Annotated in this window: 17 protein-coding genes; 11 read left to right on the top strand and 6 right to left on the bottom strand. The window is 33.2% G+C overall.

The window, feature by feature from the left end; genetic code table 11:
* Positions 1-7 precede the first annotated feature (7 nt).
* From murC to ccpA, 5 genes are all read left to right on the top strand, one after another.
* On the top strand, positions 8-1,321 hold the full coding sequence (gene murC / locus ACF91D_RS15405) for a UDP-N-acetylmuramate--L-alanine ligase (RefSeq protein WP_039067071.1): 1,314 nt from the start codon (positions 8-10) through the stop codon (positions 1,319-1,321).
* Between the two features lie 70 nt (positions 1,322-1,391).
* On the top strand, positions 1,392-1,886 hold the full coding sequence (locus ACF91D_RS15400; protein ID WP_039067073.1) for a DUF948 domain-containing protein: 495 nt from the start codon (positions 1,392-1,394) through the stop codon (positions 1,884-1,886).
* Between the two features lie 80 nt (positions 1,887-1,966).
* Positions 1,967-3,388, top strand: coding sequence for a hypothetical protein (locus tag ACF91D_RS15395; protein ID WP_039067074.1), 1,422 nt, complete (start codon positions 1,967-1,969; stop codon positions 3,386-3,388).
* Positions 3,389-3,781: 393 nt separating this feature from the next.
* Positions 3,782-4,873: a bifunctional 3-deoxy-7-phosphoheptulonate synthase/chorismate mutase gene (locus ACF91D_RS15390; protein WP_039067075.1), complete on the top strand. Its 1,092-nt coding sequence runs from the start codon at positions 3,782-3,784 to the stop codon at positions 4,871-4,873.
* 512 nt (positions 4,874-5,385) lie between these two features.
* Positions 5,386-6,375, top strand: a complete 990-nt coding sequence (ccpA, locus tag ACF91D_RS15385) for a catabolite control protein A (RefSeq protein ID WP_039067077.1) — start codon at positions 5,386-5,388, stop codon at positions 6,373-6,375.
* Between the two features lie 299 nt (positions 6,376-6,674).
* On the opposite strand, the gene ACF91D_RS15380 is transcribed toward ccpA, so the two are convergent.
* Both ACF91D_RS15380 and ACF91D_RS15375 read right to left on the bottom strand, forming a co-directional pair.
* Complete coding sequence (locus tag ACF91D_RS15380) at positions 6,675-7,832, bottom strand: acetoin utilization protein AcuC (protein ID WP_119585797.1); 1,158 nt, start codon at positions 7,830-7,832, stop codon at positions 6,675-6,677.
* 13 nt (positions 7,833-7,845) lie between these two features.
* A complete protein-coding gene (locus ACF91D_RS15375; protein ID WP_069792218.1) occupies positions 7,846-8,478 on the bottom strand; it encodes a GNAT family N-acetyltransferase in 633 nt (210 codons plus the stop codon).
* A gap of 180 nt (positions 8,479-8,658) precedes the next feature.
* Between ACF91D_RS15375 and acsA the strand changes: the two genes are divergently transcribed.
* Together acsA and ACF91D_RS15365 are read left to right on the top strand one after the other, a co-directional pair.
* Positions 8,659-10,368 carry an acetate--CoA ligase gene (acsA, locus tag ACF91D_RS15370; RefSeq protein ID WP_069792217.1) on the top strand — a complete coding sequence of 570 codons (1,710 nt, stop codon included), beginning with the start codon at positions 8,659-8,661 and terminating at the stop codon, positions 10,366-10,368.
* 320 nt (positions 10,369-10,688) lie between these two features.
* The gene (locus tag ACF91D_RS15365) at positions 10,689-12,356 is read left to right on the top strand and encodes a formate--tetrahydrofolate ligase (RefSeq protein ID WP_327620695.1); all 1,668 of its coding nucleotides are present in this window, start codon (positions 10,689-10,691) and stop codon (positions 12,354-12,356) included.
* Between the two features lie 217 nt (positions 12,357-12,573).
* On the opposite strand, the gene ACF91D_RS15360 is transcribed toward ACF91D_RS15365, so the two are convergent.
* Positions 12,574-13,473, bottom strand: a complete 900-nt coding sequence (locus ACF91D_RS15360) for a biosynthetic peptidoglycan transglycosylase (protein WP_069792215.1) — start codon at positions 13,471-13,473, stop codon at positions 12,574-12,576.
* A gap of 386 nt (positions 13,474-13,859) precedes the next feature.
* Between ACF91D_RS15360 and tyrS the strand changes: the two genes are divergently transcribed.
* Positions 13,860-15,122, top strand: a complete 1,263-nt coding sequence (gene tyrS / locus ACF91D_RS15355) for a tyrosine--tRNA ligase (RefSeq protein WP_327620558.1) — start codon at positions 13,860-13,862, stop codon at positions 15,120-15,122.
* A 291-nt stretch (positions 15,123-15,413) separates the two neighbouring features.
* On the opposite strand, the gene ACF91D_RS15350 is transcribed toward tyrS, so the two are convergent.
* The gene (locus tag ACF91D_RS15350; RefSeq protein WP_069792213.1) at positions 15,414-16,712 is read right to left on the bottom strand and encodes a S1C family serine protease; all 1,299 of its coding nucleotides are present in this window, start codon (positions 16,710-16,712) and stop codon (positions 15,414-15,416) included.
* 166 nt (positions 16,713-16,878) lie between these two features.
* Between ACF91D_RS15350 and ACF91D_RS15345 the strand changes: the two genes are divergently transcribed.
* The 3 genes from ACF91D_RS15345 to ACF91D_RS15335 all read left to right on the top strand — a co-directional run bounded on the left by ACF91D_RS15345 (position 16,879) and on the right by ACF91D_RS15335 (position 20,488).
* The gene (locus ACF91D_RS15345) at positions 16,879-17,499 is read left to right on the top strand and encodes a lysophospholipid acyltransferase family protein (RefSeq protein ID WP_069792251.1); all 621 of its coding nucleotides are present in this window, start codon (positions 16,879-16,881) and stop codon (positions 17,497-17,499) included.
* A 177-nt stretch (positions 17,500-17,676) separates the two neighbouring features.
* Positions 17,677-19,167 carry an N-acetylglucosamine-specific PTS transporter subunit IIBC gene (nagE, locus tag ACF91D_RS15340; RefSeq protein WP_039067090.1) on the top strand — a complete coding sequence of 497 codons (1,491 nt, stop codon included), beginning with the start codon at positions 17,677-17,679 and terminating at the stop codon, positions 19,165-19,167.
* A gap of 199 nt (positions 19,168-19,366) precedes the next feature.
* Positions 19,367-20,488 (top strand): HAD family hydrolase, encoded by a 1,122-nt coding sequence (locus ACF91D_RS15335; RefSeq protein ID WP_069792211.1) that lies wholly within the window; start codon positions 19,367-19,369, stop codon positions 20,486-20,488.
* A gap of 276 nt (positions 20,489-20,764) precedes the next feature.
* Here the strand turns inward: ACF91D_RS15335 and serA are convergent, their stop codons facing one another.
* Positions 20,765-22,381 carry a phosphoglycerate dehydrogenase gene (serA, locus tag ACF91D_RS15330; protein ID WP_039067092.1) on the bottom strand — a complete coding sequence of 539 codons (1,617 nt, stop codon included), beginning with the start codon at positions 22,379-22,381 and terminating at the stop codon, positions 20,765-20,767.
* Positions 22,374-23,534, bottom strand: coding sequence for a pyridoxal-phosphate-dependent aminotransferase family protein (locus ACF91D_RS15325; RefSeq protein WP_039067093.1), 1,161 nt, complete (start codon positions 23,532-23,534; stop codon positions 22,374-22,376). The genes serA and ACF91D_RS15325 overlap by 8 nt, the downstream gene beginning before the upstream one ends.
* Positions 23,535-23,689 lie beyond the last annotated feature (155 nt).

Below are 23,689 nucleotides of genomic sequence, written 5' to 3'. Positions count from 1 at the left end.
TGTTTTTATGACACATTATCATTTTGTTGGCATAAAAGGTGCCGGTATGAGTTCATTAGCACAAATCATGCGTGATCTTGGAAATGAAGTTCAAGGTTCAGATATTCAAAATTATGTTTTTACAGAAGTAGCTTTAAAAAATAATGGTATCAAAATTTTACCTTTCAATGCGGATAATATTAAAGAAGATATGGTCATCGTACAAGGTAATGCGTTTCCTGATACACATGAGGAAATTGTACGTGCACATGAATTGAAAATTGAAGTTATTCGCTATCATGATTTCTTAGGTCATATTATCAACCAATATACGTCTGTAGCAGTTACAGGAGCACATGGAAAGACATCTACTACAGGTTTACTATCACATGTCATGAATGGTGATAAAAAGACTTCATTTCTAATCGGTGATGGTACTGGTCTGGGTATTCCTGCAAGTGATTATTTCGCATTCGAAGCTTGTGAATACCGCAGACATTTCTTAAGTTATCATCCAGATTACGCGATTATGACAAATATAGATTTTGATCATCCAGACTATTTTAAAGACGTTGATGATGTATTTAATGCGTTCCAAGAAATGGCGCAGAACGTGAAAAAGGCTATCATTGCATGGGGTGATGACGAGCATTTACGAAAAATTGAAGCTGACGTACCAGTTTACTATTATGGCTTTTCTAAAGATGACGATGTTTATGCAGATAACCTAAAAATCAGTGAAAAAGGTACTCAATTTGACGTATACATCAAAAATGAATACTATGACACATTCCTTTCACCACAGTTTGGCGACCATAATATTCTAAATGGTCTTGCTGTAATTACAATAAGCTATCTAGAAAGCCTAAACGTAGACAATATCAAAGCTGCGTTAGAAACGTTTGGTGGCGTGAAAAGAAGATTCAACGAAACAAAAATTGGTAATCAAGTGTTAGTTGATGATTATGCCCACCACCCTAGAGAAATTAGTGCGACAATTGAGACAGCGAGAAAGAAATATCCTAATAAAGATGTTATTGCCGTATTTCAACCTCATACATTTAGTAGAACGCAAGCATTTTTAGATGAGTTTGCAGAATGCTTAAACTTAGCCGATACAACATTCTTATGTGAAATTTTTGGTTCTATAAGAGAAAACACTGGTAATTTAACTATTCAAGACTTGATTCAAAGAATAGACGGGGCAAAATTAATCGATGAGGAAAGTGTAAATATATTAGAACAATATAGTAATTCAGTTATTTTATTTATGGGCGCTGGCGATATTCAAAAAATTCAACGAGCTTATATGGAAAAAGTTGGTGTCACTTCGTCATTTTAGTATGTTTATGTTAAAATGATGGGGGTATTTATATTAAATAACAACATATGATTAATAGGAGGCGTTTTTAATGGAATGGATTTTACCTATAGCTGGAATTATTGCGGCGATTGCATTTCTAATATTAGTAATTGGTATCGTTGTAGTTTTACTTTCAGTTAAGAAGAATTTAGATCACGTTGCAAAAACACTTGATGGAGTTGAAGGACAAATTCAAGGTATTACACGTGAATCTACAGATTTACTTCATAAAGCAAATCGCTTAACTGAAGATATTCAAGATAAATCAGATCGTTTAAATTCAGTAGTTGATGCTGTTAAAGGTATCGGTGATTCTGTACAAACTTTAAATGGTTCAGTTGATCGAGTTACAAACTCAATTACGCACAACATTTCTCAAAATGAAGATAAAATTTCTCAAGTTGTACAATGGTCAAATGTAGCAATGGAAGTTGCTGATAAATGGCAAAACAGAAGAAATCGTAGAGATAGTGCAAATTATAAAGCGAGCAGTGTAGCAAACGATTCAAATCATAGCTATACTACACGTGTAGATAACAAATAATTCATATATTTAAAAAACAAATGCACTTAAATGAGGTTTGAAACTTATTTAAGTGCATTTGTTATAGGGGGCATTCAATTATGAAATACTATAATCGAGATAATTATGAAAGAAACTTAGAAAGTTATCAAGTACCAGAATATTTTACTAAAGGTGCCAGAAACGAATTTGTGTATGGATTTATCGTAGGCGCTGTGATTGGTTCAGCTTTAGGTTTAGTTTCCATTAGTAAATCTAGATCTTCTAATAAAAATGTTCCGGAAAATAAAGAACAATTTAAATCAAATATTGTCGCACAAAGTGAACAAGAACAACAAGATGCTGAAAATAAACTAGCAGGACTGAAATCAACTATTGCAGATTCTCAAAAAAATAACACAGAAGTGTCAGATAAAGAATTAGCAGCTCAAAAAGTTGCTATTCAAAAAGAAACATCTGATAATGAATTAGCTAATATGTCACCTGAGGCACAAGAACAACAAGAAGCAAAAAATGAAAATAATAAAGATGATGTGGTATCCGGTGATTTATCTACTGAACATATTGACCCAGATGCTGAACCAACTGAAGATGAAGTCAGTGCTCAACAAGACGCTATAAAAGAGGAAACATCGGATAATACAGATGCTGAAGTAACCTCTACAGCTGACTCAGCTAAAAATGAAGGTATCAATGGCAAAACAGCTGCAGCAACTGCAGGAGGTGCTATTGCTGCAGGTGGTTTAGCAAGTGCGGCACAAAATAAAAAAGAAGCATTAAATAATAATTCAGAGGTTTCAGAAAACACTTCAAAACTAATAAATGAAGAGGATAGACCAAAAGAATCAGCTAAAAATGCGCCAAATTTAGTAACACAAGAAGCAACTACTGAATCATCATCTTATGATAACGATAAGTCAGAAGTAGCTAGTTCTGGTGCAGTTAGTGCTTCAGGCTTAGCATTAGCAGCTAACAATAAACAACAAGCAATCAATAATAATCAAAATATTGCAGATAATACTGCTAATTTGCTAATTCCAGAGTCGCCAAAGCAAGCTAAACACCAATCAGTACCGAATTTAATTACCCCAAATATTGAGAATGCAGTAGAATCTACTGATAAAGTTGATAATAGTGCGGATAAAAATAACAAAAAAGCAACAACTACAGAAATTCCAAAACCAACAGCAGCTGAACAACGTGTTACACAAACGCACAAGACGGTATCATTTAAAGATGGTATTATTGTCCATGAAAATGCTAGCAGAAATTTAAGTGAACAATCAGTTGCACAAGGTAGTACAAGTAATACAACACAAAAAGATAAAAAAGCATCGACTGAATCAAATGATGGTATTATTAATCACGATGAATCACAAACGACTAGTAAAGTGGCAAATTCAACTAAAAATAACTCAAGTAAAAACAAATCAAGTAAAAAAACGTATACTAAAAATAGAACACAAATGAATAAGACAGAAAAAGCTGAAAGTAAAATTGATAAAAGAACTTTCAATGATTAATTCAATTAATAAGAAAGGGTCCGAGGCATAATATTTGTTTTGGATCCTTTTCGTTTATTTAATATGAAACGTTGATTAGATCATTTATCAATTAAATTCCATGCATATTTGCTTTATCACTTGTTGCTTTTATATTGAACCGTAGACTTTATATCTATATCTTAAAATTTGATATTAGGAAGAAATATTGAAAAACACATAATAGTGTAAAAATGGCCTAGATATTGACTGAAAATTCAGTTATTATTAATGTTATTCACTTTTAAAGTGATTTTTTTCAATCGCTACTTGAACTTATAAGTAGTTATTGTTAGAATAACGTTTAACAAATATTTTATCGCTTTAAAGCAGAATAAAATATCGCTTTTTAAATTTTTCATAGAGGTGAATAAAATGACAGACAAATTAAAAGAATACAGAGATGAGATAGCTGAGATTAACGAAGAGATTTTAGGACTATTATCTAAAAGAGGAAAAATAGCACAAAAAATAGGTGAGGAAAAACGAAAACAAGGCACGCTTGTATATGATCCTCAACGTGAAAAAGAAATGATTAATCAATTATTAGATAAGAACGAAGGACCATTCAATGACAATGTAATCAAACAATTGTTTAAAGAAATTTTTAAAGCCTCTACTGATTTACAAAAATCTGAAAATGAAAAACACTTATATGTATCTAGAAAATTAAAACCAGAAGATACTATTGTTCAATTTGATAATGGAGGTATTATTGGAGATGGCAACAAATCTTTTGTATTTGGACCATGTTCAGTAGAATCCCAAGAACAAGTTGATGCCGTTGCTGCTAATTTACAAGCTAGAGGAGAAAAATTCATTAGAGGTGGGGCGTTTAAACCACGTACATCTCCATATGATTTCCAAGGATTAGGCGTTGAAGGTCTAAAAATACTTAAAAATACTAAAGATAAATACGGCTTAAATGTCGTAAGTGAAATAGTTAACCCTGCTGACTTTGAAGTAGCTGATGATTACTTAGATGTATTCCAAATTGGTGCACGTAACATGCAAAACTTTGAATTACTTAAAGAAGCAGGCCGTTCAAACAAACCTGTATTATTAAAACGTGGTTTATCAGCTACTATTGAAGAATTTATATATGCAGCTGAATACATCGCATCACAAGGTAATGAAAATATTATCTTATGTGAACGAGGTATCCGCACATATGAAAAAGCAACAAGAAATACTTTAGATATTTCTGCTGTACCAATCTTAAAACAAGGTACACACTTACCAGTTATGGTAGATGTTACGCACAGTACTGGACGTAAAGATATCATGATCCCAACAGCAAAAGCTGGCTTAGCAGTTGGAGCTGACGGCATTATGGCTGAAGTACATCCTGATCCATCTGTTGCATTAAGTGATAGTGGTCAACAAATGGACTTCAATGAATTCGATAAATTCTACAATGAAATTAAACCACTTGCAGATATGTATAATAGTAAAAAACTTAAATAATTGTTGCAAAGTTTGAGTTGATATTAATATGAGTTTAAGACAAATTAATTGTCCTGGCTTTAATCATTATATTAGCAGTAACTTAAAGTCCCACTACTCAATTTATTGAGTTAGTGGTTCTTGTACAAAATCTTTAGCTCATGTAAACCTTTAATCTCTATCAACTGTGGCAATTTTTGCCGGAGTGGGACGATGAAACCTTTTTAAAAATAAATTAGGTTTCTGTCCCACTCTTTTTTGCTTTTTTAGCGACATTGTGATTGATTCTCCTTACGCAAAATTTAGTTTCAAACGTTACAAACCATATCATTGTATATCTTTAATTTAATCTAGTTAGATTATAGTAGAAATTTAAAACATATAATATAAACCAGATTTTTAATACTATGAAATGAAAAACATTATAACAATCAAAACAAAATGATTTTACATTTTCTAAAAATGTGGTAAACTTTGAAAATGTTATGAAAACAGATTATAATAATAAAGAAATCGCTTTCAAGGAGGAAAATATGACTGTTACAATATATGATGTAGCTAGAGAAGCTAGAGTTTCTATGGCAACCGTTTCTCGTGTTGTTAATGGCAATCAAAATGTTAAGCCTGAAACACGTGACAAAGTAAATGAAGTTATTAAGAAGTTAAATTATCGTCCAAATGCAGTAGCACGAGGATTAGCAAGTAAACGTACAACAACAGTTGGCGTAATCATTCCAGATATTTCAAACGTGTATTATTCACAATTAGCACGCGGTTTAGAAGATATCGCAACAATGTATAAATATCATTCTATTATTTCAAATTCTGATAATGATCCAAGTAAAGAAAAAGAGATTTTTAATAATCTATTGAGTAAACAGGTAGACGGTATCATTTTCTTAGGAGGTACAATCTCTGAAGAAATAAAAGATTTAATTAATAAATCTTCAGTACCAGTAGTTGTTTCAGGAACAAATGGTAAAGATGAAGGTATCTCATCAGTTAATATCGATTTCGAAGCTGCTGCTAAAGAAATAACAGAACACTTAATTGAAAAAGGTGCTAAATCATTTGCCTTTGTAGGTGGAGATTATTCTAAAAAAGCACAAGAAGATGTTTTAGTAGGATTGAAAGATGTATTGGTTCAACATAAATTAGAATTAGACGAACAATTAATTTTTAATGGCAATGAAACATACAAAGATGGATTACGTGCATTTGAATCGTTAGCATCTGCAGAACCGGACGCAATCTTATCAATCAGTGATGAACAAGCCATTGGCCTTGTACATGCCGCTCAAGATGCTGGCGTAAGTGTACCGAATGATTTACAAATTGTTAGCTTTAATAATACAAGACTTGTTGAAATGGTTAGGCCACAACTTTCTAGTGTAATTCAACCGTTGTATGATATCGGCGCAGTTGGTATGAGATTACTTACAAAATATATGAATGAAGAAGACATTGATGAACCTAATGTAATTTTACCTCATAGAATTGAATATAGAGGTACTACAAAATAATTCATATATTCATTTGGAAATTATAACGTGGGAATGGGGCATAAATATCTATTCTCAAAATAGGAGAGCTAGTCCATTATGGATTAGCTCTCCTTTATATTTAAAAACTTACGATTAAACTGTATATACTTGCCGGCGATATATTATGATTTGAGGCTGTATACTCATACATTATTGCGAACAATAGTTATGTTAAAAAATTTCATGAAATAAAGAAAACCGCCAATTCAGATTAATATATAGATTGACGGCTATTTTACTTCCAAAAATCTTTACGTTTCAACTTAATAATTGTAATTTTATTCAAACCAGCTCAACACTTTTTGAGCATGCTTCATATTAATCTCACTTATTTCTTTTCTTCGAGGTATTTCTATATAATTCTCTTTATTATCACTCCAATTAGTAGGTAGTTCACAAGTAGCATAAGGCTGCCATTTAGTAAGCCATCGTTCTGGAAGATTGCCCGTTGGAGGCTGTTCATCTATCAAAGCTAAAAATACATGTGACCATGCACGGGGCACAACTTTCCAAATATTATAGCCGCCGCCACCAAACATGATTACCTTGCCTTGAGTATATGTATCAGCAAGTGATTTAATAATATAAGGTATTTCATAAAGCGTATTTAATGTACAGCTCATATGTGTGAGTGGGTCAAGGTAATGTACATCCACACCATGTACACTTACAATAATATCTGGTTTGAATGACGCTACGACAGGTTCAATAGTTTGTTTAAAAACATCTAAAAAGGATTGATCCTCTGTGTAAGGCTCTAACGGAATGTTAACCGTATAGCCGAACCCTTTTTCAGTACCACGTTCTGTATAATGACCTGAACCTGGAAATAAAAATTTTCCTGTTTCATGTATGGAATAGATTAAAGATTGATCGTTAGTGTAGAAACTCCATTGCGTGCCATCGCCATGGTGAGCATCTGTATCTATACATAGCACACGTTGATTATATTTTTTTATTAAATATGAAATTGTAATGGCCACATCATTATAAATACAAAATCCATTTGCACGTCCAGGAAGACTATGGTGTAAACCACCACCTAAATGACAACCGTTTGTTAACGTACCGTTCATAATTTGGTCTGCTAAGTTCAACGCACCACCAACTATACGTGCACTATGCTTATGCATCATTCTAAATTGAAGTGTATCTTCACCATCTAAGCCATATTTTTTAGCCTCAGTTTCATTTAAAATACCGTGAGAAGCATGCCTTATTGCTTGTATATAATCGTATGAGTGTATCAATGATAACTCATCATCTGTTGCAATTCTAGGTGATATAACGTGATGTTGCTTTAAATATCCTAATTCCATAAGTAATTCTGTCGTTAATTTTAATCTCATTTGGTTAAATGGATGTTTATTACTAAAGCGATATTGTAAAAGTTCATTAGCGTAAACATAGCCCGTTGTTTGTTGCATATTACTCATATTTTTCTCCCCTTTAAAAGAAAAATCGATTCATGAATCTAATGTCATCAAATGCTTGTAGTTGGTTAATAGAAATTCTTGAACCGATTCTAGCCATCAAACAATTTGCTGGATGACTCGTAATTTCTGGATCGTCTGTTGCAAAAATTTCAAGGCCCCCATAACCCATAAGTTTTTGCATTAATTTTTTATATTCATATACATCGAGACCAGAATTTTTTAAATCCCAGTGCCAATAATATTCTGTCGTTAATACAATATAGTCTTCATATTCATCTGCAGAGAGACTAATTTTAATTAATTCACTTCCTAAATGTAAATGCCTATAGGGTAAACTGATTTCAATAGCCCCTAATTCTATTAAATATTCTAAATTACCACTCGACCATCTTTCTAATGGATCGGGATAATGAAAAGTGACATATCCAACAATGTGTTGATCTTTACGTAATATAAATATTCTTCCTTCTTCTAATTCACTGATTTCTTTGACTGCTTCAAATTGATCTTTCGGCGGACGAAATGCAGATAAACCTTGATCAAATGTCATTTGATCAAGTGTGCTACATGGAATAGGCCCTTCTATGACAAACTGTCCTTCGTCTAACTGATATGTTTGAGATTGATACGTTTTAATATGTTTCATTTTTTCACTCCAAACTACCACATGGGTATTCTGTAATCAATCTTATCATTTATATTATAAGTGATAATTGAATAAAGCAACATATAAATGAATTCGCTTACACTAATTATTTTGAAAATTTTGAAAATGTTAGTTATAATAATTTTTGAAGAGACGATTTCATTCAGAGGGGGATTTAAAATGAAAGTAGAAGTATATAAAGGGGAAAGTGGAGATTTTAACCTTCAAGACTATGAAAAAGAATATAACCAATTTGATTGGAAAGAGGTAGAAAAGTCATTTTCATGGTATGAGACAGGAAATGTGAATATGGCACATGAATGTATTGACCGTCATGTGGATGAAGGTAAAGGGGAAAAAATTGCTTTACATTATAAAGATGATCAACGCAAAGAAAGTTATACTTTTAACGAAATGAAAGCAAATGCTAATAAAGCAGCAAACGTGCTTAAAGATAAAGCTAATGTCGAAAAAGGAGATCGTGTTTTTGTATTTATGCCAAGAACACCGGAACTCTATTTTGCTCTTTTTGGGACTTTAAAAATTGGTGCCATCGTCGGGCCATTATTTGAAGCATTTATGGAAAAAGCTGTAGGCGATAGATTAGAGAATAGTGAAGCTAAAGTTATAATTACTACAAATGCATTATTACCTAGAATACCAAAAGATAAATTACCACATTTAGAAACAATCGTCGTTGTAGATGATGAGGTAGATAACGCATACGTTGATTTTAATACTGAATTTAAGCAAGCAAGTGATCAATTTGATACTGAATGGTTATCCTTAGATGATGGCTTAATCTTACATTACACATCAGGTTCTACAGGACAACCTAAAGGTGTATTACATGCCCAAAAAGCCATGTTATTACATTATATCTCTGGTAAATATGTATTAGATTTTAAAGACGATGATGTTTATTGGTGTACTGCTGATCCAGGATGGGTAACTGGTACATCTTATGGAATATTTAGTCCTTGGTTAAACGGTGTCACAAACTGTATTGCGGGTGGCAGATTCTCACCTGAAGCTTGGTATGGTATGATTGAAGAGTTTAAAGTAACTATATGGTATACAGCACCGACAGCATTAAGAATGTTAATGAGTGCAGGCGATGACATTATTGAAAAATTTGATTTATCATCTGTTAAAAGTATCTTATCCGTTGGTGAGCCATTAAACCCTGAAGTCATCAAATGGGCTAAAGACGTCTTTGGTAAACGTGTATTAGACACTTGGTGGATGACTGAAACTGGTGGCCATATGATAGTTAATTATCCTTCTATGGATGTTAAATTAGGTTCTATGGGTAAACCGTTGCCTGGTGTAGAAGCAACAATTATTGATGATCAAGGAAATGAATTACCACCAAATAGAATGGGCAATCTTGCGATTAAAAAAGGTTGGCCATCAATGATGATTTCTATTTGGAAAAATCCTGAAAAATACGATTCCTATTTCATTGGTGACTGGTACGTATCAGGTGATTCTGCTTATAAAGATGAAGATGGATATTTTTGGTTCCAAGGTCGTGTAGATGATGTAATTATGACGGCGGGAGAACGCGTTGGTCCATTTGAAGTGGAGTCTAAATTAGTAGAACATGAAGCAGTAGCTGAAGCGGGTGTCATTGGTAAACCTGATCCTGTTAGAGGTGAAATTATTAAAGCGTTCGTTGCATTACGTCCTGAATATGACGAATCAGATGAATTGAAAGAAGAAATTCGTAAATTTGTTAAAGAAGGATTAGCTGCGCATGCTGCACCAAGAGAGATTGAGTTTAAAGATAAGTTACCAAAAACACGTTCAGGAAAAATTATGCGCCGTGTACTTAAAGCATGGGAACTTGATTTACCAGAAGGCGATTTAAGTACAATGGAAGATTAAATAAAGGTTTTTTTCAAAATATAACGAATTGTAATTTAACATTAAGTTACATTCAAACTACTAAACTTAAACTACCTTTATATCTCTTGTGACTTTAAGAGATATAAAGGTTTTTTCTGTGAGAAAATAAATTAGTTTCTATGTATACTAAAGTTTTATTATTACACTATAGTTGATGAAAGCGCTGTCTATAAAAGTCGACAACGCAACTTAAGTTGGTTAATATAATGTATGTAAGGATTTATTTTTGTCAGTAGTATATATGATAAATATATAGTGATTATTGATTTAAAAATTAATTTTAGAAGGGGCGAATGAATTTGACACATTTATCTGATTTAGATATTGCAAATCAATCTACATTAAAACCAATTGGGGAAGTTGCAGAGAAAGTTGGTATCCCAGCGGATGCACTAGAACCTTATGGTCATTACAAAGCAAAGATTGATATTAATCAAGTTCAACAAAAAAATGGTAAAGGTAAAGTAGTCTTAGTAACGGCTATGAGTCCAACACCAGCAGGTGAAGGCAAATCAACAGTTACAGTTGGCTTAGCTGATGCATTTAACCAGCTTAAACAAAATGTAATGGTTGCATTACGTGAGCCCGCATTAGGACCAACCTTTGGTATTAAAGGCGGCGCCACTGGAGGTGGTTATGCTCAAGTTCTACCTATGGAAGACATCAATCTACATTTTAATGGGGATTTCCATGCGATTACAACAGCAAATAATGCACTATCAGCATTTATTGATAACCATATCCATCAGGGTAATGAGCTAGAAATAGATCAAAGACGTATCGAGTGGAAACGTGTATTAGATATGAATGATCGTGCGTTACGTAATGTAATTGTTGGTTTAGGAGGCCCGACTCAAGGTGTACCACGTGAAGATGGCTTCAATATTACTGTAGCATCTGAAATCATGGCGATTCTTTGTTTAGCTACTGATATAAATGATTTGAAAGCAAAAATTAGTAATATCACAATTGGGTATACACGTGTACGTAAACCAGTGACAGTAGCAGACTTAAAAGTTGAAGGCGCAATAGCTATGATTTTGAAAGATGCGATAAAACCTAACCTTGTACAAACTATTGAAGGCACACCGGCACTTGTACACGGTGGACCATTTGCTAATATTGCACACGGTTGTAATTCAATATTAGCTACTGAGACCGCTAGAGATTTAGCGGATATTGTTGTCACAGAAGCAGGATTTGGATCTGATTTAGGTGCAGAAAAATTCATTAATATTAAGGCACGTGAAGCAGGATTTGAACCTTCAGCAGTTGTTGTTGTTGCAACTATCCGTGCTATTAAGATGCACGGGGGTGTAGGTAAAGATAACTTAAAAGAAGAAAATGTAGAAGCTTTGAAATCCGGTATTGTTAACTTAGAACGTCATGTTAAGAATGTTAGGAAATATGGCTTAGAACCTGTTGTAGCATTAAACGCCTTTGTACATGATACAGATGCAGAAACAGAATTTGTACAACAATGGGCAAAAGAAAATGGAGTTCGTCTTGCTTTAACTGAAGTATGGGAAAAAGGTGGCAAAGGCGGTATTGATTTAGCTAACGAGGTTTTAGAAGTTATTGAACAGCCCCAAACATTTAAACATCTATATGAGTTAGAACAACCTTTAGAAGATAAAATCGAAACGATTGTTAAAGAAATTTATGATGGTTCAAAAGTGACATTTAGTAGTAAAGCGCAAAAACAATTACAGCAATTTAAAGAAAATGGTTGGGACTATTACCCAATTTGTATGGCTAAAACGCAATACTCATTTAGTGACGATGCTACACAAATAGGCGCGCCTGAAGATTTTGAAATTACAATTCGAGAATTAGAAGCTAAAACTGGTGCAGGATTTATTGTAGCACTTACAGGTGCTATTATGACTATGCCTGGATTACCTAAGAAACCAGCAGCTTTAAACATGGATGTAACTGATGATGGTCACGCAATTGGATTATTCTAATATTAATAATAATTGATATTATGTATATTGCAATTTAGCAGAAATAAATAATTGAAATAATTAAACTGTCATATTTATGTTAAGTAACAATGTATTTTAATGTGATTAATACCAAAAAAATAATATTTATAAAGGGAGTAGGACTAAAATCATTTGATAATCTATGATTTTAGTCCTACTCCCTTAAATTTTACTATAGCAATTTAAATTAAAAAGTTTATTTTGATAATAAGTGTTGAGGGATATTAAATTTTTCAGCCCGCTTGTAATCGTATTCTGTGATTTTTCTTTCTACTAACATACGCTTTAATACATAATGTTGTCTGTCTAGTCCAACTTGAATTTCTGCATTAGATTTTAAAGTGCCATTTTCCTCGTAGGGCGTATAAAAATAAGGGCTTTGTAATAATCCTACTAAATAGGCTGATTCAGCAATATTTAAGTCTGATGTCGGTTTCCCAAATAAACTATACGAAGCTGAAGCGATGCCGGATATGTTTGAGCCGTTATAATCACGACCAAATGGCACAATATTTAAGTATGTATATATAATTTCATCTTTGGTCAATAATTTTTCTGCTCTCATGGATAAGACTAACTCGTTTGCTTTGCGATTGTATGTTTTTTCGTTTGATAGTAATTGATTCTTAACAAGTTGTTGCGTTATTGTACTGCCACCAGTAGCAGTTTCTGTATTAAAAACGTCTTGGCCAACTGCTCGAATCAATGCTTTAGGTAAAATACCATTATGCCTAAAAAACAAACTATCTTCCGAAGCGGTTAATGCTTTAATAACATTTTTATTTACATTTTTAGGGCCAACAATTAGAGTGTTCATGGATTCGTTATACTCAGTTAAAATATGTTTATTGTCGTAATCTATATCTTGACTACCCGGTATGTAAAGTAGTTTAAGTCTTAAATCATCGTCAGACATATGAATTGCTTCTTTTGTGATACTTTGAAAATAAAAAACAGTAATTGCTAATATGATCACCGAGGTACATGTTAGAATCGCAAACAAGCCGATGAAAATATGTTTTAATTTTTTATAGATGTTTTCAAATTTATCAAACCGTGACGATTGGTATTGACTATCAACTCTTTGATGCGTCATATAGAACCTCCTTACGTATGCAATATTATAACATAAATTAACATATTGACTTTTAAATTATAGTTACTTATAATTAGTATCAATTCGATATCGTTTTTGGATAAAGGAGAAGTAACTTCTTGTGTTATCTTCAGAGAGTTAGTGGTTGTTGTGAACTAACGTTACGCATTTTGTGAATACACCTTATTAATCAAAGTAATCCAAACGTTTTAGTTAATGAACGTATCATTAATAAAGTTGTTCGACTTAAGTATGGTGGTACCGTGCGCATGCGCCCTTACATTAATTTGTAGGGGCGCTTTTTTAATTTTAAAAAAGATAGCCATTATATTTAAGTAAACTTTTATTCAAAACGAAATCATAAATTAACACAGGAGGCTGATACAATGGCAAATGCATTACTAGAAGATTTAAAATGGAGAGGCTTGATTTATCAACAAACTGATGAGTCTGGTATAGAAGAAATATTAAATAAAGAGCAAGTCACATTATATTGTGGTGCGGATCCAACAGCAGATAGTTTACATATTGGACATTTATTACCATTTTTAACATTGCGTCGTTTCCAAGAACAGGGACATAGACCACTTGTATTAATCGGCGGTGGTACAGGTATGATAGGTGACCCTTCTGGTAAGTCTGAAGAACGTAAATTACAGACTGAAGATCAAGTAGAACTCAATGTACAAGGTATCAGTAACCAAATGCATAAAATTTTTGAATTTGGTACTGAAAAAGGCGCTAAATTAGTTAATAATAAAGATTGGCTAGGCCAAATTTCTTTAATTGATTTCTTACGTGATTACGGTAAACATGTTGGTGTAAATTACATGTTGGGTAAAGATTCTATCCAAACACGTTTAGAACACGGCATTTCATTTACAGAATTTACTTATACGATACTACAAGCAATTGATTTTGGTCATTTAAATAAAACATATGATTGTAAAATTCAAGTTGGTGGATCAGACCAATGGGGTAACATTACGAGCGGTATTGAATTGATGCGTCGTATGTACGGTCAAACTGAAGCATATGGATTAACAATTCCATTAGTTGTGAAGTCAGATGGTAAAAAGTTTGGTAAAACTGAAGGTGGCGCAATTTGGTTAGATGCTGCCAAAACGAGCCCATATGAATTTTACCAATTTTGGATTAATACGACAGACGATGATGTAATCAAGTTTCTAAAATACTTTACTTTCTTAGACAAAGAAGAGATAGAAGCATTGGAAAAATCATTAAATGAGGCACCGCATTTACGTGAAGCACAAAAGGCATTGGCTGAAAATGTAACGCGCTTTATTCATGGTCAAGGTGCATTAGACGATGCAATACGTATATCTAAAGCGTTGTTTGCTGGGGACTTACAATCACTTTCTGCAACGGAATTAAAAGAAGGGTTTAAAGACGTACCTCAAGTAGAATTAAACCATGAGACTACAAATATTGTAGAAGCAGTCGTTGAAGCTGGCATTTCTTCTTCTAAACGACAAGCGCGTGAAGATGTGAATAATGGTGCTATTTATATTAATGGTGTAAGACAACAAGACGTTAATTATGAACTTACAAACGATGATAAAATTGAAGATGAGTTTACGATCATACGTCGAGGTAAGAAAAAATACTTCATGGTTAATTATAAATAATAATTTTTATGCAGCAGTCTATTAGAATCTAGTAGATTGCTGCTTTATTAATATAGTTAGATTTGTGTGTTAAGTGCATATCAAACTTGTATTAAGGTTGGATAAAACGAAATTTAATTTTTTACTGTACTAATATAGGAGATACACGGTGAATATTGTGTGGAAGGTAATATCTTTGTAAATATAAATAAAATAACTATAAAAAAGATGTGCAAAGGAGACAAAACCGAGAGCGGTTTGTGCAGTCCTAAGCACATCATATTTAATGATTTACAAATATCTTAGATGGGATTAATTGAACGGTGAATTTTTTTCTTCATTTGATTCATCAGAAGATTGTGATGATGTTGTTTTTTGTTCTTTCAATTTCACATCTATTGTTTGTTGTTTACCTTTACGTTCTACAGTTAATTTCACTGAATCACCTGGTTTTTTATTTTCATAAAGATAAGAGCGGATGTCTGTGTCTTCTTTGACTTTTTTATCATCAATAGCAGTTATAATATCGCCTTCTTTTAGACCACTATCACCATCAACTTTCGCCACATATGCGCCATCTTTACGTGAAGTGTTGAGTTGATCTTTATACTGATCAGGAATTTCGCTTACATTGAGTAATCCAATACCTATAGAAGGACGATCAATCTTACCGTTTTCTACTAGTTCCTTAATAGTAACTTTGACTTCGTTACTTGGTATAGCAAAACCAATACCTTCTACTTGTTCATTAGCAATCTTCATTGAGTTTATACCTACTAAATTACCATTGATATCAACAAGGGCGCCACCAGAGTTACCTGGGTTAATGGCTGCATCAGTTTGAAGTACATTGACTTTGTTTGCACCAGCTGATGTTTGTGTATCAATTGTACGTTCGCTTGCGGAAATAATTCCAGAAGTTACTGAATTAGCAAATTCTAAGCCTAGTGGGTTACCCATTGCAAATACACTATCTCCAGTCTTAACCTTAGAAGAATTAGCAAAATTGATTGCTTTTGTACCTTTAGTTTCATTGATTTTTAACACTGCCATATCAGTTAAGGCATCTTTACCAATTAATTTCGCATCCACTTGTTTAGAATTATGGAGTTGAACTTTAATTTCGCTCGCGCCATCTATCACATGGTTATTAGTAACGATGTACGCAGAACCATTATTTTTTTGATAAATTACGCCTGATCCTACACCAGCTTCTTGCGCTTTCGAAGATTTACCTTTTAGTAAATCATCTAGGTTTTGAGCTTTTTGCATATTGATGACACCAACAATTGATGGGGAGACATCATTAATCATTTGATTGACGGAATCATACTTATCACTTTTTCCATCAAGTGTGTTTCCGCCATTTCCAGTATTTGATGCTTCATTAACAGATGAGCCATTATCGTTTAAAACTGTAGTTTCCATAAGTTTACCGACGCCTAATACGATAAGGGCCCCAATGATGCCTGCGACTAAGGCAACTATAACTGTTCTAAACCATGGAAATTTAGGTTTTTGCCTTATTCTCTTATTTGGGGTGTATTGCGTTGCATTTTGTTGATTATTTTGGTTGTTGTTTGTATTTTGATCATTGTTAAATTCTGACATATTCTACCTCCAGTTATTACTATATATCCTATTATGAAAGTTTTGTGCAACTTTTTCTAGTATACCACTATACGACTTTAGACTGAAATATAAATCTTCTTGTCCATAGTCATACTAAATGATAAAATCAATGAGTAAAGATAAGCAAAATGAAGTAGGTGCAAAAATGTATAAATTTATAAGTGGTTTGTTGAAGTTTATTATTATAAAATTGAGTAATTCATTAGAAGTTCAAGGGAAAGAAAATATACCGCAACTTCATAGGTATGTAGTGACTTGTACTCATGAAAGTTATAACGAAGTAATTATGTTAGGAACAGCAATTTATCCAAATCAAATACATTATATGGCTAAAAAAGAACTATTTAATAATAAATTATTTGGTAAATTTTTATCGTCATTAAATGCATTTCCAGTAGATAGAGATAATCCTGGTCCAAGCACGTTAAAAAAACCGATAAAACTGTTAAAAGAGAATAAAACAGTGGGTATTTTTCCTACAGGACATCGCATGAAGTATGATGAAGGTTCGCCAATGAAAAGAGGTGCCGTTACTATTGCGATGATGGCTCAAGCGCCAATCTTACCTGCAGCTTATGTCGGACCTAAAGAAATAAAAGGATTAGTTACTGGAAAGGCAATTATTAGATTTGGTGAACCAATAGAAACTAAAAATCTTCCAAAAGACATGAAGCGTAATGAAAAATTAGAGTATTTAACTAAAGAATTAGAGCAAAGAACGATTCAATTACAATCAGAATTAAATGAGTATGTAAAAAATAATTAACTAAAACATTAGTATGTTGAAATAATTAAACTTTTTAATTTTGATACGTAATCTTTAAATCATATGTTATTATATAACTGTACAATAACAGTTAGGAAAGGGTTTACAAACACCACGTGGACAATATTGTGCATGTGGTGATTTTTTTGGGAATTTATTTTGAAATGGGGAATATTTATGTATAGTTTCTTTCAACGTTTAGGAAGATCGCTTATGTTACCTGTAGCTGTCTTGCCAGCAGCAGCCATTATCGTTGGTATTGGTAATGCTTTAACTGCACTTGGTGTATTACCTACAGTAGCTGCCTTTTTCTCTACAGCAGGATCAACGATTCTTGAACAATTGGGTATTTTATTTGCAATTGGTGTTGCATTAGGAATGGCGAAGAAGAATGATGGAGCAGTTGCACTTGCAGCAGCCGTTGGTTTCTTTTTAACAACAGTTGTACTTAGTCCAGAAAAGTTAGCGCCGTTGTTAGGCGTGAAAGAATCTGGTGTAAATGTAGCATTTGAACAAATGAACAATCAAAATGTTTTAATTGGTTTAGTTATTGGTTTAGTAGCAGCATATACGTATAACAGATTTAGCACAACGGAATTGCCAACAGCTTTATCATTCTTTAGTGGGAAACGTTTGGTGCCTATTTTAACTGCATTCTTTAGTATATTTATAGCAGTTATTATGTTATTTGTTTGGCCAATTGTGTATTCAGGAATTGTTACTTTTGGAACATGGATCTTAGATTTAGGGCCTGGTGGGGCATTTCTTTATGGCTTTTTCAACCGTCTCTTGATTCCAACAGGGTTACATCATGCATTAAACGCGGTATTTTGGTTTGATTTAGCGGGTATTAATGACATTGCAAAATTCCAAACTGGGGATGGCGCAGTTCAAGGTGTTACAGGACGTTATATGGCTGGTTTCTTCCCAGTGATGATGTTTGGTATCCCAGCAGCAGCATTAGCGATGTATCACACTGCTGAGACAAAACAGAAGAAAAGAGTTTACGGTCTAATGTTTGGTGGAGCTATTTCAGCATTTTTCGTTGGTGTTACCGAACCTATTGAATTTTCATTTATGTTTGTAGCACCGGTATTATTCTTAATACATGCTGTGTTAACAGGTTTATCTTTGTTTATTGCAGCGTTATTCCATTGGACAGCAGGTTTCTCATTTAGTGCAGGGTTAATCGACTTTTTATTATCATTGATTAATCCAGTAGCAAACCATCCGATGATGCTAATGGTACAAGGTGTTGTATTCTTTGTTATCTATTACGTCGTATTTAGATTAGCAATCAAATGGTTGAAACTCAATACGCCTGGTCGTGGTGATAACTTATTACCTGATCCGACATCCGATGAAGCTACAACAGGGGATACCGCAAATCCAACTGGAACTTCAGGAAAGACACAAACGAATAAGTATTCAAAGACAGCTAGACAAATCTTAGAAGGCTTAGGTGGTAAAGAAAATATTGTAACATTAACAAACTGCGCTACACGATTACGCATGGAATTACATGATAATAATGTGATTGATGAAGCGAAAATCAAAGGCGCTGGAGCTGTTGGCGTAACAAAGAGTGGTAAACATAATACACAAGTTATCATTGGAACTCAAGTACAACAAGTTGCTGATGAAATTGAACTTCAAATGGAAGAATAAAATAGTGATATTTTAAACATTTAACAATCTGAAATGCATAATATAGTTTCAGAATTGTTAAGTGTTTTTTTTATAAAAATTACCATAGAAAGTTCTATTAATTTGTTTAACAAAACGCTGTAAATGCATTGCTCTTTTGTAAGTAAAATAGTACGATATAATAGTATCAGAATTTTCTGATTAAAGGAGAGTAGGTAGTATGAAGTCGGTATTATTTGATGTTGATGGCGTTTTTTTAAGTGAAGAAAGATGTTTTGATGTATCGGCATTAACTGTATATGAAATGCTTATGAGTAAAGATTATATTGGTTTAGATCCCTCGATACAATTTAAAGATTTAAGTGATGAACAAATCACAGAAATTAGGGAGATTGTATTCTATCATGATGAGATATTAACTAAGTTAAAATCACTTGGCTTAAACTCTAATTGGGATATGCTATTTGTTGTAATAGCAATACATTTCATTGATATTTGTAAAACTTTATCAGATGATGTGTTGGAGGAAATTTTAAATCCCGAAAGTTTTGAACAAGCAACATTACAAAAATTAGGGGAGCAAATTTCTAATATAACATTGAATTTTGATGCACCATTATCATTTTTAGAACATGTGCGTACTGGGAAAGATAATATTTATCAAGACTTGGTTAAGTACGCAAGTGAACAATTAGACACTCAACAAACAGCACTATTTGAGCTGAAAAGTCCATTTTGGTTACTTTCACAGGAAATTTATCAAGAATGGTACCTAGGTAATCAACTTTATAATGAAGTTGAACAAAAATTGAATCGTTCAGACTTTAAAAAAGGTTACATATATAATGAAGTAGTATTAAGACCAGTGGCTGAAATTAAGCAATTGTTAGAAGACTTAAAAGCCGCAGGATATCATATCGCAATTGCCACAGGTAGACCACGTACGGAAACGTTAGTTCCATTTGATGCAATTGGTATTAAAGATATCTTCGAAGATAAACACATCGTTACAGCAAGCGAAGTATTAATCGCTGAAGATATTTATCCTGAGTTGAAACCTTTAGGTAAGCCGAACCCATTTAGCTATTTAGCAACACTTGAAGGCAATTTCGAAGCGGATTATAAAAAGTATGCAACTGATCAAGAAAATCGAGTTATTAAAAACGAGGTATTTGTAGTAGGCGATTCATTAGCTGATTTGCTAAGCGCTAAAAAAATAGGTGCAACATTTATTGGTCCTTTAACTGGATTGAAAGGTCAAAGTGCACGTGAAGAACTAGAAGCTTATGAAGCAGACTACATAGTCGATCATGTGGGCGAGATAAGAAATATTTTATTATAATGATTATTGACACATTGCAAAGTTATTTTCTGAAAAAGATTATAAATTTGTATATGTGTCATTTTTTATATTCAAATAAGTTTACGACCAATATTTTAACACTCATAAAGTTGAAAATATTAAGCTCATTGTACGTGAAATAGTTGAGCCGGTGTTACATTTATATTTTTAGCAGTATTTAATCGAAACTGAATAACAAAAAAGCGCGAGTAAGAAATTTGAATTAAATTCCTTATTCGCGCTTATAGTATTACATTTATTTATAACGAAAGTTAACTAAATATTATAATTAATATTGTTATCAATTTCTAATTCTACACTTCTAATCAAATTGAAACCTTCAATTTGGTATAAACCGTCAATGACATCTTCTGTTACTGGGTGGTCTATTGACAAAATCATGAGTGCGTTACCGCCTTGATTAGTACGCCCAAGATGCATAGAAGCAATATTGATACCATATTCACCTAAGATTTGGCCGGTACGTCCTACAATACCAGGTCTATCATTATGATTAATAACAAGTTGATGTTGTTCAGGTTTAAAGTCTACTGGATAGTCATTAATACGAACAATTCTTGGACCATAACCGTTTAACACAGTAGCACCAATCTTGATTTGTTTGTCTTTATTGATAAGTGTTAATTCAATATAGTTACTAAAACCACGGTGTTTAGTATTTTTTTCAATATTATAAGATACACCTTGTTCATTTAGAAGCACTAATGCATTAATCAAGTTAACACGTTCAGCTAAATCTCGTTTTAATACACCTGATACTAAGGTTCTAGTTAATAAACTTGTGTCATCTAGCGCGATGTCACCTTCGTATTTAATGTGGAGTTCACGAGGTGCTTTTTCAAGTAATTGGATACCAACTTCACCTGTTAATTTGCTTAATTCGATATATGGCTTTAACTCATCGTTAATTTCGCTATAAGTCATACGTGGCGCATTAATTGCATTTAATACGTTACCATTTTCAAAAATATCTACGATTTCATTAGCAACTGATACAGCTACTTTTTCTTGTGCTTCAACTGTAGACGCACCTAAGTGAGGCGTAACGATAATTTTTTCATTTTCTACAAGAGGGGATTCAGTTGCTGGTTCAGTTTCAAAAACATCAATCGCAGCACTTTGTATTTGATTATTATCTAAAGCCTCTAATAATGCTTCTTCATCAATAATACCACCACGTGCTACATTGATAATTTGCAATGTTGGTTTTGCTTTTTCAAAAAATGCTTTACCAACGATGCCTTTTGTTTTAGGTGTTAATGGTGTGTGTACAGTAACGAAATCTGCTTGTTCTGCAATTTCTTCAACTGTTGCACGTGTTACGTTTAATTCTTTAGCTTTATCTTCTGATAAATATGGGTCAAAGGCTAATATATTCATACCGAAACTTTGTGCGCGTTTAGCAACACCAAGTCCAATTCTACCTGCACCGATTACACCAAGTGTTTTATTAAAAAGTTCTGTACCTCTATAAGTTTTACGGTCCCATTTTCCATCTTTTAATGATTGGTGCGCTTGAGGGATATTTCGAGCCATTGATAAAATCATTGCCATCGAATGTTCAGTGGCAGAAATAGTATTACCATCTGGCGCGTTGATTACTATGACACCGTTTTTGGTAGCGGCATCTACATCGATATTATCTACACCCACACCTGCACGTGCAATTACCTTAAGGTTAGGTGATGCTTCAATAATAGCTTCAGTAACTAGAGTTTGACTACGTACAATCAACCCTTGGTAATCTTTAATTTCTTCAATTAATTCATTTTCAGTTAATTCTGTATTGATGTTAACTTCGAAATCCTTATGGTCAATTAAACTTTTTAAACCTTCTGGTGAGATTGGATCAGAGACTAAAATTTTATACATAAGCTTTGACGACCTCCATATACTTAGTGATTGCTTTGCCAACATAAGATTCATTTCTAAATTCTGTTAACAGAATCTCTAAAGCTGAAACTACTTGTAAAATATCAAATGGAGAGATTTGCCCCATATGACCAATACGTAATATTTCACCTTTTAAGTGACCTTGACCGCCAGCAATTGTTATAGCAAAACGATTTTTTAATTCATTTTTGATGAAATTTAATTCATCTTTGGTTTTAGGTGTAAATGCAGTGACAGTAGGCGAAGCATGTTCGTCTTTGACTAGTAAATCTAATTCTAGTGCTTTCAATGCTTCTCTCAGGCTATCACGTATTGCATAATGACGTGCGACTACGTTGTTAAAACCTTCTTCTTCAACTAATTTCGCATATGCGTTCACACCTCTGAATAGCGAAACGTTAGGTGTGAAAGGAGTTGAGTTCTCAGACTGTGATTTTAAATATTTATTCAAGTCCAAATAAAATCGAGGTGTTGTCACTTCACTAAAGCGTTGTTTAGCACGGTCATTATAAGCTACAAATGCTAAACCAGGTGGTAACATAATAGCTTTTTGACTACCTGAGATAAGGACGTCAATTGCATCACGTTGTAAATCAACGTCTACTGCACCAATACAGCTTACGCCATCGACAACAAAATAGATAGTGTCATCGTAAGCTTTAAGTGCATGGCCTAATTCACTTACAGGATGCAATACAGCTGTTGAAGTTTCACAATATTGGCTATAAACAGCCGTAATATTAGTGTTTAAAGATTTTAAGAAATCTATGAAGTCAGGTACATTAACTGCTTTACCCCATTCGACTTCAAAAATATGTACATTATTGTAATAAGTTTCTGCAATTTGTTTAAAACGATTACCAAATGCGCCAGATACAATAACAACAATTTCATCATCTGGATTTGCAAGATTTAGCATGCTTGCTTCTAGTGAACTTGTACCACTGGAAGTAAGTATCATTACATCATTTTGCGCGCCGAATATTGGTTTAAGGGCACGAAATGCTTCTTCAGCAATTGCTTCGAAATCACTTGATCGATGACCGACCATAGGTGACTGTGTAGCATGTAAAATTTGTTCTGGTACTGGTGTAGGTCCTGGTGTTAGTAACAAAGGATGATAATATTTCATGAGTAATTCCCCCAATGCTTAAGATTGTACAAGTTTAGCAAATTTTCAGACAATATAAAAGTGCAAATATTTAAAAAACAGACGGAATAGACATGTTATTAAGAGAATGTAAGGGTATTCATTGCTAATTTAATCATATTCCGTCACACATAAAA

Source organism: Staphylococcus sp. 231237_7MaSpsaltlick (genome assembly GCF_043107035.1).
The sequence above is the reverse complement of the archived record's forward strand: the minus strand, read 5'-3'. Positions and strand labels throughout refer to the sequence as shown.

Excerpts from the sequence above, each read along its gene's own strand:
- ccpA (WP_039067077.1), top strand. The coding sequence starts at position 5,386 with ATGACTGTTACAATATATGATGTAGCTAGAGAAGCTAGAGTTTCTATG.
- ACF91D_RS15335 (WP_069792211.1), top strand. The coding sequence starts at position 19,367 with ATGAAGTCGGTATTATTTGATGTTGATGGCGTTTTTTTAAGTGAAGAA.
- ACF91D_RS15380 (WP_119585797.1), bottom strand. The coding sequence starts at position 7,832 with ATGAGTAATATGCAACAAACAACGGGCTATGTTTACGCTAATGAACTT.
- ACF91D_RS15395 (WP_039067074.1), top strand. The coding sequence starts at position 1,967 with ATGAAATACTATAATCGAGATAATTATGAAAGAAACTTAGAAAGTTAT.
- ACF91D_RS15345 (WP_069792251.1), top strand. The coding sequence starts at position 16,879 with ATGTATAAATTTATAAGTGGTTTGTTGAAGTTTATTATTATAAAATTG.
- ACF91D_RS15375 (WP_069792218.1), bottom strand. The coding sequence starts at position 8,478 with ATGAAACATATTAAAACGTATCAATCTCAAACATATCAGTTAGACGAA.
- ACF91D_RS15390 (WP_039067075.1), top strand. The coding sequence starts at position 3,782 with ATGACAGACAAATTAAAAGAATACAGAGATGAGATAGCTGAGATTAAC.
- ACF91D_RS15400 (WP_039067073.1), top strand. The coding sequence starts at position 1,392 with ATGGAATGGATTTTACCTATAGCTGGAATTATTGCGGCGATTGCATTT.
- ACF91D_RS15350 (WP_069792213.1), bottom strand. The coding sequence starts at position 16,712 with ATGTCAGAATTTAACAATGATCAAAATACAAACAACAACCAAAATAAT.
- nagE (WP_039067090.1), top strand. The coding sequence starts at position 17,677 with ATGTATAGTTTCTTTCAACGTTTAGGAAGATCGCTTATGTTACCTGTA.
- ACF91D_RS15325 (WP_039067093.1), bottom strand. The coding sequence starts at position 23,534 with ATGAAATATTATCATCCTTTGTTACTAACACCAGGACCTACACCAGTA.
- tyrS (WP_327620558.1), top strand. The coding sequence starts at position 13,860 with ATGGCAAATGCATTACTAGAAGATTTAAAATGGAGAGGCTTGATTTAT.
- ACF91D_RS15360 (WP_069792215.1), bottom strand. The coding sequence starts at position 13,473 with ATGACGCATCAAAGAGTTGATAGTCAATACCAATCGTCACGGTTTGAT.
- murC (WP_039067071.1), top strand. The coding sequence starts at position 8 with ATGACACATTATCATTTTGTTGGCATAAAAGGTGCCGGTATGAGTTCA.
- acsA (WP_069792217.1), top strand. The coding sequence starts at position 8,659 with ATGAAAGTAGAAGTATATAAAGGGGAAAGTGGAGATTTTAACCTTCAA.
- serA (WP_039067092.1), bottom strand. The coding sequence starts at position 22,381 with ATGTATAAAATTTTAGTCTCTGATCCAATCTCACCAGAAGGTTTAAAA.